The sequence below is a fragment of the Sulfitobacter sp. 1A13679 genome, from assembly GCF_043557115.1.
In the GTDB taxonomy this organism is placed as follows: Bacteria; Pseudomonadota; Alphaproteobacteria; order Rhodobacterales; family Rhodobacteraceae; genus Sulfitobacter; species Sulfitobacter faviae.
Window position 1 is genome coordinate 1 of record NZ_JBIFFO010000040.1, and the last position, 10098, is coordinate 10098.

Here is a 10098-nt window from a genome sequence, read left to right on the forward strand (position 1 = left end):
GCGAAATTATAGGCGGGTTCTTAGATCGGGCAAAGCTGGATTACCGCGATGAAGCTAGTGATGATCTGCTGGTGGCATGGTGGTTTGGCGGTGCCTTCAGAGAGATGGCCGAGAATTCGTGTCACTGGGCTATCATGGACCGGCAAACCGTTTTTGCCCTGTCCTCGAAGTACTCGATCTTGCTGTTTCAGTATGTCTCGTCATTGGTGAACCTCAACTACGTCACCAGCAAAACATTTACTGTGCCGGAGCTTCGGGCGGTGATGGGTGTTTCAGAGGGAAAGTTGGGCCGGTTTGCAAACTTCAATGCTTGGGCAATTCAACCAGCCATAGCTGAAATCAACCAAACATCGCGTTTGACCCTAACGGTGACGCCGCGCAAATCTGGACGCACAGTGACTGGCATTACGATTGCCTGGGCAGAAAAAGAGCCAGAGCGAAAGCGGGACACTAAACGTGAACTGGAACGTCCCAAGGTAGGCCGCAAGGCACGGCGCGACGGGACAGCCGAAACCCTTGCTCTCACCTTCCCGGAACACGGCACGATACGAGATACGCCGCCATGGGACCGGATCGCACGGGAGACGGCGCCAAAGCTTGAAGGCGGTCATGTGCCAGATCTTCGACAGTTGGCCGACGCATTTCGCAAGTGGTGCGGCGAAAAATCAATCCCGTTTGATGCAGTCAGTATCGAAAAAGTTTTTACTACTTGGTGCAAGAATTACTCAACGCGGTAATATATATTAAAACTATGACCTCCAACGCTTATCTGTAAAATTCAAATTCATGAGGAAATTATATTTCTTCTATCGTTGTTTTATACCGAATGGTATTTCTTATAAATTGCCTCACAAGCCAAGGACTCCAATAAGTATAAACACTGAAGTTGCAACACCAAAGAAAGAAGATAATATTATCAATAAAATCTTTACAAACATCTTCCAAAGACCAAGTATAAAATTAGCTAATGGTCCAAAAGAACTTTCCGGTCGGGATGACAAGTAAAAGTCCAGGCTAGAATGATTTGCTGACGTAATAATGTTCATTTCTTCATATTTATCAGCAAGCTCAGAAGCTTTAATGCGATCGAATGGCATTTCAATTAATATTCGCTCAAGCTCTCTGAGCAATCTTGTTACAGAAAGAGCATTATCATGTAATTTAGTGGCCAAAATAGACCTGCCTAGTGAGAAATCAAATACTGTCTGAACTAAAACGCCTATTGCCGCTACTATCGATAAGACCGACAATTTCTTATTTTGTGCATCCGTAAGATCAAAGATAGAAGCAAGCTGAACGATTGATGCTGAAATAAGAAATATTGAAAGTACTAAAGATACTATTAAGCTCACGCGCTCTTTCGAGGTAAGCATGCTCGCAGCATGAAACCTGGATCGAGATGTTTTCAGCATTATGCTGCAGAGATGAGTATAATATTTTAGAGCCCGCGTCTCAGTATCTAAGTCCCTAACTTTGGGAGGAAATGATTTTTTATTAGTAGGTGTCAAGAGCTGCTTCCTCCTCTTCTTCGAGCTGAGCAATAATATCTTCAATCTCCTCTTCTGTAAGTTCGAATTTCTTGTCTTCAAATATACCGCCTTCATTCCTATCATCCTGATCTCTAGCGTTCTTAATCTTATTTTCTATCTTACGACTCTTAATAATATCTTCAAGTGTCATGTATGAGTTCTCGAAGGAAGTAAATCTAATATCTTTTCTAGAAAGAATAGAGTAGATCGGGTGCTCGCTGGCTATATCTGTTTTTAACCAACCCTGCATGGAGGCTTCATAATAATACAGCCACATGCTTCCTTCTAAGTCCTCTACAGTTGCATTTCTCCATTTAGATAAATCAAGTTTACCTACGACTATTGAGGCCTCAGAAGCCTGCATGATGAGAATTGCAATGCATGCATTTTGATCATCTAAAAATCCGATTAGAGATTTTGCAGATATCTTTATTCCTATGGAAATGCACATGTATAACAGCCAGATAGCTTCGCCATGACGTTGCTGTTCTGCTAATATAGGAAGTCTACCATTTACAAACGCGCTTAGGCTGTCGACGTCGACATCCTTTCTTTTTAGATGTCTTGATATAATTACTTCAACCATGGGCTCTATTACAGAAGAGTTCCTTCTGTACGTTGATACAAGATGATCTTGAATGTAGGGCCAGCAATCACAATTCACAAATCTGGCACGGCAAGATTGTATTGAGTACTTGTCAATATTAAGTTCAGGTTGCGCTTTAGACATAACATTGCAAGCATAAAAATATTTATTAAAATCTTCTAAAGTTGGCTTTTGTACAATGTGTGACTTCAAATAGTCCTTCCACCCAACATATGTCATATGGTCAGTTGGTTCAACTCGCGTTTTTTCTTTTCCGATATCGAGGGAGTAAACCGAAGCCGCTTGGCGAACCGTGGATAGAATTTTCTGCCCCTCAGCAATTGAGTTGCATCCTATGGAATAATCATCAACAAATCTTGAGCCGTCCTCTTTCTTAATTTTTTGCTTTTTTGAGATTTCTACATCCATAGCCGATGCTATAACCTCAGCAATAACTCTAGAAGTGTCAGGGCCAACTGGCAGACCAATGGTTTGGCCAAGTTGAGCATTCTGAGATAGTAATGCAATTACATTACCAAAAAGCTTAAGGTCCAAAATGTCCTGATTTGGTTTTATCTTTTGCCTGCCGTGAATAGCTAGCGGAATAGATTGAGTAGAAATTGAGTGGTAAAATGCTCGTATATCGGTTTGCGCAATATATTCGAATCTAGTTGAGGCACTTGAAGTAAATTCGTCCCTTTTTCCAAAGGAAGGGCGCTTAATAGGTCTTGCGCCTAGGTTGTCGAAGTATGATTGAGATAAAGAATATTTAGACTTTCTTTCTAACTGCCGGAGCGCCCCATAGTGCTTTGATATTTCGTTTGAAATGAAAAAAAATGATATAGGATTTATTATTGAATGTGGTCTGTCTGTATTTTTGTATCGGGGGTGCAAGAAAACTACCTTATCTGATCTAAATCTGAGATACGCAGGTTCTTTTTTATTCTGATCCTCTGGCTTCACCAGCTCCTGAAGAAGGTAATCTCGGTTCAGCGCCAACTGCTGTGAATTAAAGCACGGAGGTAGTTCTGGAGCGAAAAATCCGTACCCTAGAAACCGTCCATGTCTAGTCTTGTAGGTTATCGGCAAAATATCTGCTCCTAAAACTTCCGACACTTGTAGCGTAGTAGATTAATTCAGTACATTAAAACGTACCGTTGAGTATCTCTCATGAGTTTAATTATAAGTTTACAAACGCTCTTTCTTAAAGCGTGTTCAAATTACCTCAGTTAACGATACTACAGGAACCATTAAAAACTTAAACTATATTGAATGGCAGTTTTGTCCGCATACCGGGCTTTGAGGGTGCGCCAAAAACGGTCGTTTTTGGAACAGACGCAAACTGCCTCGATTGACGCTGCCACAAACCCCGTTCAAAACCTAAGTAGTTGTTGAAGGTTTTTGGAAGGGTCGCAGAAGTGATCATTGGCTACGCACGCGTCTCAACGGAAGATCAGCATCTTGATGCCCAGACTTCGGCACTCGAAGCGGCCGGCGCTGACCGTATTTTCGCAGAGAAAATCTCAGGTAACAAGAAATTCCGGCCCGAGCTGAACCGCATGATTGAGCAGTTGCGTGATGGCGACGTGGTGGTGGTGACTAAGTATGATCGGCTGAGCCGATCATTGCAGGACCTTTTGAGCATCGTTGAAGCGGTAGGCGAACAGGGTGCGGGGTTTCGGTCGTTGGCCGAAGACATCAACACGACAACGCCAGCAGGACGACTGGTCTTTCATGTGTTCGCCTCAATCGCCCAGTTCGAGCGTGAACGGATATCCGAGCGAACCAAAGAGGGTTTAGTTGCCGCCCGTAAGCGGGGGCGACTAGGTGGCAGACCCCCTGCCCTATCGTCGGAGCGCCGCTTGGAGGTCGCGCGTATGCGTGACGTGGAGGGACGTGGCATTGCAGAGCTGGCACGTATCTTCAAGGTGAGCGCAAACACCATCAGACGCGCTTGAACCGAAAATCTCCCGTACTTACTTCCCCCTGACACTATGTAAGTGTAAACCTGTTACAGCTACGTGATACAGATGTTTTCCAAGCGACAACCCCAATAGAAACAGGTGTTACAGCCCATGAAATACACACTAGGACAAGCTGCAAAAGAAACAGGTGTAAGTAAGCCGACATTATCCAGGGCAGTAAAAAAAGGGGATTTATCGGCTGAAGGTGGAGGGGGGAGCCCATACAAGATTGATCCTTCCGAGCTTGGAAGGTGGCTGTCCAGTTACAGGGAGCGCAACCCAGAAACTGCTGCCACTACAACCCCATCTGGTACAGCTGAAACACCCAATGCAAACAACGATTTGGAAGCCGAAGTTAATGCATTGCGTGAACAGATCGCGCGAGAAGAGACGGAACGAGCACGCGAACGAGTGCAACTAGAGGCACACATAGCTGATTTACGTGGAAGGGTAGAACGTGCTGAACGCAAAGAGGATCAGTTGATGGCGCAACTTACTGACCAGAGAGAAAGCAAGATTGCAGCTGTTGAGCTACCGCAAAAACGCGGCTTTTTCGCTCGTTTTACGAGATAACAAATCTTCAACAACTCTGGCAGTTTTGAATGGTGTTTTTGGCTGCGCAAAAGCAGGGCAGGGGGCTTCAGTTCCAAAAACGAGCGTTTTTGGCGCGGTCCAAAGTTCAACCCTGTCTACCGATGCCCCCTAAAGGGTTTTGCGCAGGAACGACCGACAACCCACAGCCGCAAATATGTGGTCACATCAGTAAACCACCTGACATGCTCACTATCGTGGGTCAGATGACGTGGTCTTGCCCGATGCGCGATGGCGTTGCGCGAGAGTAGCGTGTTCCTGTTGCCGGCCCCACATGCAGATTGCAAAAATCAGCGACAAGGCGAAACAGAGTTCCAGCATTTCCTCTAGGGCGACCCAGATCAAACTGTCTGCATAAGGAAGCGTCACGCCAATCGCGGCAAGCTGTCGGTCTGCACCATCGATCAGGACGGATGCGATGGCACAGAACAATCCAAAAACCACGCCCCAGGCCCAGCCCTGACCGGCCCGCAATGCCTTTGCCATTGGACGTAAACCGCGCACCAAAAGCGTGACAAGCGTCAGGACCACGGCCCCCATTGCCAAGGCCGAGACGATTTTTTGCCAGATCGGAAGTGGGCTGATAAAAACTCTTGTTTGCAGCAGGCCGGGCTCAAAAAATGCGTTATGCACGTCCAGTTCGCGTAAACAAAATAACACGAAGACCGCCGGTATGGGCCACCACAGACGCCAGGCACCTGCGGGCATGCGCAAGGCCGACATCAAGGCCCCGATCGCGAACACGATCAGCCCTGCCTGCTCTGCCGCACCACGCTCTGTCGTCAGGGTGGTGTACCATCCGACCCAAAGTGACGATCCGATCAAGCTGCATACAACCACGACACAGACTACGACAAAAATACGCATAAAATTCATAGCCCAACTTAAGAATGCGATTTAAAAGAAAGTAGCCACATCGTCGTGACGCCAGCGCCGGCTACAGCTAGTACCTACCGCCTGATGCCACAACATCTTTTGAAGAAGTGACGCTAACCCTAAATTTTATTGCGCATATAATTCGGAATCTCAAAAATGACAGCATTTTATCTTAATCGTCTAATCCAAGCAATTAAAGATTGGAACCATAGGCGAATTTTTCAACAACGTGAGAAAAAAATTTGCCCGTTCCGCGTCGGCGTACTTGCTATTATGAAGAACGAATCCCTTAATATAAATGAATGGATTGAGCACTATCTCTGGCAAGGTATTGAAAAGATTTATCTGATCGATAACGGCAGCACAGACTTGACGCTTGATATTATCAGGCCTTGGGTTGAAAGTGGGCAAGTAAATCTAATATCTCTGACAAAACCTGGGCGTCAACGCGAGCACTACATTACCGCACTGAGGAATTTTAAAATTTCTAAAGTATGTGAATGGCTTGTAATAGCAGACATTGATGAGTTTTGGTTCTGTAGAGACGGCAGAAAAATTTCAGATGTTCTCGGAGATATCGATTATAAGACCGAAGTTATATACACCAATTGGTCAGTTTTCGGCAGCAACGGCCATTTAAAGCATCCCGCAAGCCTTCGAACAGACTTTATCATACGACAGAATAGATCGCCAGCTTGGGCTCGCGGTGAACGAAAATGGATCTGCCGCACGAAGGCGTTGAGACAAGAAAAGAATGTTGGTGTACACCACATCAAAAACGCATGCTCAGGCAAGACGTTGACTGATAACGACACCTTCCAACTGAATCACTACCAGATTCAAAGCGAGGAATTTTTTACTACTTCAAAAATGACGCGGGGCGACGCAGCCAACAGCGATTGGAATGAGCTACGGACGATGGAGTATTTCAAATCTATTGATCGCCTTGCGACGATTGAGGATCGAGTGCTTGCAGATATGGTAATTCATTCAAGGGAGGAGTAGAAAGATGTGGATCTTTTCACTATTTAATCGTGATTTCTAGGTTGTCGTCAGCTGCTCTGATCAAGCACAGGGTTTTTAAAACAGTATTGGCTCGAATCTGACCTTCACCAAACACCTGAATAGCTGCACTTAAATGCTATGATCCGGCCCCTCCCTCTCAATACTACGCTCCAGTTCCAGCACGCGTTCGCGCTCCAGCACCCTTGCTCTCTCCCGGTCCTGCTCCGTCAAATCTTGACCGGCGATCTCAACGTTGCGCTCGATTTCGGCGCTCCGGTCCTCACCCCGGCTTTCCCGCGCCGCCTGTAGCCGCTCAAGGGCGGTCTGTGGCTCCTGCTCCTTGCCGCGTGATGCGCGGGCGGCCTGTAGCCGCTCCAGCGCCGTCTCCGGGGCGCGGGTAAGGCCGAGCGCCGCCGCGCGCTCCTGCACCCGGTCCACGGCCCGCTCCAGCCATTCGCGGGCCTGCGTCTGGAACTCCCGGGCTACCTCGCGGACCTGAAGGCCTATCTCGCGCACCTCCTGCCAGCGATCGGAGGCCGGTGTGGCGATCCCCCGCCGCATCATGCTCCACCCCCGGGCGCCGACGTCGGGCAGGGGCGGGCGGTCCAGCTCCACGGCCCGCGCCATCTCAGCAACGTGCACCCGCTCGTCACCGTTGCGCTCGGCCGCATAGGCCCGCCCAAGGGCTTCCTCGCGCTGCGCCTCCAAGGTGCGGTGATCTACCCGCTCGTGGACGTTGCAGCGCTCAAGGGTGTGGTTGACGTGCTCGGCCCAGGACGAGCGCCAGTCCACCAGCAGCTCCTTGGCGTTCCAGTCGCGGTTCTTGGCCCCTAACCCTTCGGGGCCGATCTCGCGGGTGGTCAGCATGATATGCGCGTGATGGTTCCGCTGATCCCCCTCACGCCCCGGGGCGTGAAGGGCGATGTCAGCGACCATGCCGCGGGCGACGAACTGCGCCTGAACGAACCCGCGCACCAGATCGCGGTTCTGTTCAGGCGTCAGCTCGGACGGCAGGGCCACGCGCACTTCGCGGCTAACCTGCGCGTCCTTGCGCCGCTCGATAGCCTCGACGGCGTTCCACAGCGACGAGCGCTCCCGCGCCCAGTTCGGCGCACGCTCGGGGGCTATGATCTCGGTATGCAGGACACCATCCTTGCGGGTGTAGTCGTGCACCTCGCCGGTGCGCAGATCGACGACACGCTCGGCGGCGCGGTACGCGCTCGCGGCGGTCGCGGACCGCCCCTTGCTGCGGGAGATCACAGAGGCATCAAAATGATAAATTGCCATGATCGCCCTCTTGGCTTGGTTTCGAAGGGATGCGCAGCAGTCTTTCGCTCACACGTCGCTTGCGACGTATAGGTGAGCACTTCGTATTTCCAGACCTTTACCCAACTTTCGGCGCTTGCTATCAAAGCACAACCCCAAGGAGCGCGCAATGAAGACAATAGACCAGCAGATTGCATACGCTCAGGACAAGCTCTCCCGGCTCAAGTCAAAGAAAAAATCCACCGACACCCGCGTTAAAATCATCGCGGGCGCTATCGTCGTAAAAGCCGCAATGGAAAGCCCTGAGGCCGCAGCAAAGCTGGCCGGCCTGCTCCGCGAACGGGTGACACGCGATCTCGACGTGAAAGACATTCAACCGCTCTTGGCAGACCTCGACAAGAAGGCGGCACGTAATGGCTGATCGGACGAACCCTGCCGCCCCCACGCCCCAGGACGAAATGCTGGAAGCCCTTGTCTCCGTAACGGCAGAGAACACTACCGCGCTGATCGACGTGCAGCACCAAGCGGCGGCAACAGCAGCCTCCGTCAAAGATGCACGCACCTACATGGCAACGGTGGTCAAAAACACCGACTGGGAGACCAACGGCAAAAAAATCTCCGCTATCCTGGACAAGGCCCTGCGGGAGGATCGCGCGGCCCTGAACGCAGCTGGAGAGGCCGCACGCGAAATGCGCTCCAAGTCCGTGGAGATCACCCACAAGGTCGGGGAAGCCGCCAAGGCCCAGAAAGACGCGAGCCTTGCCTTCCACAGCGCCGCAGAGCGGCTGCTAGGCGTCATGGAGGCCCATCAGGAGGGCAAGTGGCGTAGGATGGGGCTGTTCGTGCTCATAGGGGCGCTCTGCGCCGCTGTCGGCTTCTTTGCCCGCGAGCCGGCCACAAAGTTTCAGCACCTTTGGGACGCACGGACAGCACTGAAGCTCAATGCCGCCGATGCGGACTGCGACACCCTTGGCGGGCAAACAATGCCATCCGGCGATAATCTCGCCTGCGTCATCTGGCAGGACATGCCGCAGTAAGGCTTACTGCGGCCATTCTTCCGCAGTCCAGTCACGGGATGTGTGGATGACGCGCGCAATGGCAACCACGTCTACGCGGTCGTGCTTGGTGAGCACATAGGCAACGATGTAAGGCAGGCCTGTTACTGACTTCTCGTAGGTACCGACAACGCGTCCAGGCCGCCCAGTTGGCATATTGCCGAGATCAAGCGCTACACGGTCTATGGCGGCGGCAACCCTGCGCGCAGATCTGAGGTTCTCAGCAGCGATGTATGCCAGTTGATTGGCAAGGTCGTTAAGAGCTTCGGTAGACCAACGAACGGGTCTGATCACGTGAGCCCACCGGCTGCCGCGTCAATCCTGCTCTGGAGCGATGCCATCGCATCTTCGTGGCTGACGGTCCGACCAGCTTTAACGTCCGCCAAACCATGCGCGATATCTTCGATGATCGCCAGCTCTCGATCCACGTATGTCTCGACTGCTGCTGCCGCCAAAAACGACCGGCTGCGCTGCGTTCCCTCAGCCAGTCTCCCCAGCTTTTCTTTGAGCTGGGGGTCAAGCCGGATCGTCATCGTCGTGCTGATAGGCATCGCATCATCTCTCTGCATGTGTACATCTGAACACATAACCTGCGGCGGCAGTTTTGGGAAGGCTGACATCTCGGGTAAGCACCAAAACCAACTCATATTTTTACCAAAAAGCGCGCAGCGCCTTCTTGTTCTATAAGTTCTATAAGTTCAGGCAAAAATTAATAAATAAAATCAGTATATTGCTGACTTATAGGTTAGTTATGGGGACGCTTAGGTTAGTTATGGGGACGCTTAGGTTAGTTATGGGGACGCAATCTCTAGTTGACGGGTTAGGTCTTCTGTCTAATAAAACTAACCATGATAAAGACACTTCAAGTTGCGACTGACCGCGCTCACGACCATGCCAAAACCGTTCTACCCGCGGAGGTGGCGCGGGGCGTTTACATTGAGAATCCGCCGAGTGCTGAAGCTCTCAAGCTCATGCATCTGCTCATCGCAACGGCAGGTGGTCGCATGGCTGAGGACGTGCGTCATGAGCTCCGGCTGGCCAGCATCAAGTCCATCACCGGCATGCGAAATCATTCGCGGGCCACACTGCGCAAGTTGTTTATCGAACTAGCAGGGGCTGTGATGGTCTTCGATGATACCGACGCCCAGTGCGAAATTATAGGCGGGTTCTTAGATCGGGCAAAGCTGGATTACCGCGATGAAGCTAGTGATGATCTGCTGGTGGCA

Annotated in this window: 11 protein-coding genes and 2 pseudogenes; 7 read left to right on the top strand and 6 right to left on the bottom strand. The window is 50.5% G+C overall.

All coding sequences use genetic code 11. The annotated features are described in order from the left end of the window. Positions 1-737: pseudogene (locus tag ACGYLA_RS18990) on the top strand (hypothetical protein); the annotation flags it as partial. A 111-nt stretch (positions 738-848) separates the two neighbouring features. Here ACGYLA_RS18990 and ACGYLA_RS18995 read toward each other — a convergent pair. Beyond that, complete coding sequence (locus tag ACGYLA_RS18995; RefSeq protein WP_394404561.1) at positions 849-1613, bottom strand: SLATT domain-containing protein; 765 nt, start codon at positions 1611-1613, stop codon at positions 849-851. Continuing rightward, on the bottom strand, positions 1495-3204 hold the full coding sequence (locus ACGYLA_RS19000) for an RNA-directed DNA polymerase (RefSeq protein WP_394404562.1): 1710 nt from the start codon (positions 3202-3204) through the stop codon (positions 1495-1497). Before ACGYLA_RS19000 ends, ACGYLA_RS18995 begins: the two co-directional genes overlap by 119 nt. Positions 3205-3533: 329 nt before the next feature. Between ACGYLA_RS19000 and ACGYLA_RS19005 the strand changes: the two genes are divergently transcribed. Next, complete coding sequence (locus ACGYLA_RS19005; protein WP_394404563.1) at positions 3534-4073, top strand: recombinase family protein; 540 nt, start codon at positions 3534-3536, stop codon at positions 4071-4073. Between the two features lie 117 nt (positions 4074-4190). Beyond that, positions 4191-4652, top strand: a complete 462-nt coding sequence (locus ACGYLA_RS19010; RefSeq protein ID WP_394404564.1) for a helix-turn-helix domain-containing protein — start codon at positions 4191-4193, stop codon at positions 4650-4652. Positions 4653-4862: 210 nt separating this feature from the next. On the opposite strand, the gene ACGYLA_RS19015 is transcribed toward ACGYLA_RS19010, so the two are convergent. Then, positions 4863-5546, bottom strand: a complete 684-nt coding sequence (locus ACGYLA_RS19015; protein WP_394404565.1) for a hypothetical protein — start codon at positions 5544-5546, stop codon at positions 4863-4865. 156 nt (positions 5547-5702) lie between these two features. Here ACGYLA_RS19015 and ACGYLA_RS19020 point away from each other — a divergent pair, with 156 nt between their 5' ends. After that, positions 5703-6551 (top strand): glycosyltransferase family 2 protein, encoded by an 849-nt coding sequence (locus ACGYLA_RS19020; protein WP_394404566.1) that lies wholly within the window; start codon positions 5703-5705, stop codon positions 6549-6551. Positions 6552-6680: 129 nt separating this feature from the next. On the opposite strand, the gene mobQ is transcribed toward ACGYLA_RS19020, so the two are convergent. Then, positions 6681-7838 carry a MobQ family relaxase gene (mobQ, locus tag ACGYLA_RS19025; RefSeq protein ID WP_394419748.1) on the bottom strand — a complete coding sequence of 386 codons (1158 nt, stop codon included), beginning with the start codon at positions 7836-7838 and terminating at the stop codon, positions 6681-6683. Between the two features lie 148 nt (positions 7839-7986). Here mobQ and ACGYLA_RS19030 point away from each other — a divergent pair, with 148 nt between their 5' ends. Further along, positions 7987-8238 (top strand): hypothetical protein, encoded by a 252-nt coding sequence (locus ACGYLA_RS19030; protein ID WP_394404556.1) that lies wholly within the window; start codon positions 7987-7989, stop codon positions 8236-8238. Next, positions 8231-8854 carry a hypothetical protein gene (locus ACGYLA_RS19035; RefSeq protein WP_394404557.1) on the top strand — a complete coding sequence of 208 codons (624 nt, stop codon included), beginning with the start codon at positions 8231-8233 and terminating at the stop codon, positions 8852-8854. Before ACGYLA_RS19030 ends, ACGYLA_RS19035 begins: the two co-directional genes overlap by 8 nt. A 3-nt stretch (positions 8855-8857) precedes the next feature. Here ACGYLA_RS19035 and ACGYLA_RS19040 read toward each other — a convergent pair whose 3' ends face one another. Then, on the bottom strand, positions 8858-9166 hold the full coding sequence (locus tag ACGYLA_RS19040; protein WP_394404558.1) for a type II toxin-antitoxin system RelE/ParE family toxin: 309 nt from the start codon (positions 9164-9166) through the stop codon (positions 8858-8860). After that, positions 9163-9441, bottom strand: a complete 279-nt coding sequence (locus ACGYLA_RS19045) for a CopG family ribbon-helix-helix protein (protein WP_394404559.1) — start codon at positions 9439-9441, stop codon at positions 9163-9165. The genes ACGYLA_RS19040 and ACGYLA_RS19045 overlap by 4 nt, the downstream gene beginning before the upstream one ends. Before the next feature lie 279 nt (positions 9442-9720). On the opposite strand from ACGYLA_RS19045, the pseudogene ACGYLA_RS19050 reads away from it, so the two are divergent. Beyond that, positions 9721-10098 (top strand): annotated as a pseudogene (locus tag ACGYLA_RS19050) (replication initiation protein); the annotation flags it as partial.

What these genes read in the sequence shown, in the direction of transcription:
- ACGYLA_RS18995 (WP_394404561.1), bottom strand. Translation starts at nt 1,613, where the DNA reads ATGATAGGAATGAAGGCGGTATATTTGAAGACAAGAAATTCGAACTTA.
- ACGYLA_RS19010 (WP_394404564.1), top strand. Translation starts at nt 4,191, where the DNA reads ATGAAATACACACTAGGACAAGCTGCAAAAGAAACAGGTGTAAGTAAG.
- ACGYLA_RS19015 (WP_394404565.1), bottom strand. Translation starts at nt 5,546, where the DNA reads ATGAATTTTATGCGTATTTTTGTCGTAGTCTGTGTCGTGGTTGTATGC.
- ACGYLA_RS19020 (WP_394404566.1), top strand. Translation starts at nt 5,703, where the DNA reads ATGACAGCATTTTATCTTAATCGTCTAATCCAAGCAATTAAAGATTGG.
- mobQ (WP_394419748.1), bottom strand. Translation starts at nt 7,838, where the DNA reads ATGGCAATTTATCATTTTGATGCCTCTGTGATCTCCCGCAGCAAGGGG.
- ACGYLA_RS19030 (WP_394404556.1), top strand. Translation starts at nt 7,987, where the DNA reads ATGAAGACAATAGACCAGCAGATTGCATACGCTCAGGACAAGCTCTCC.
- ACGYLA_RS19035 (WP_394404557.1), top strand. Translation starts at nt 8,231, where the DNA reads ATGGCTGATCGGACGAACCCTGCCGCCCCCACGCCCCAGGACGAAATG.
- ACGYLA_RS19045 (WP_394404559.1), bottom strand. Translation starts at nt 9,441, where the DNA reads ATGCAGAGAGATGATGCGATGCCTATCAGCACGACGATGACGATCCGG.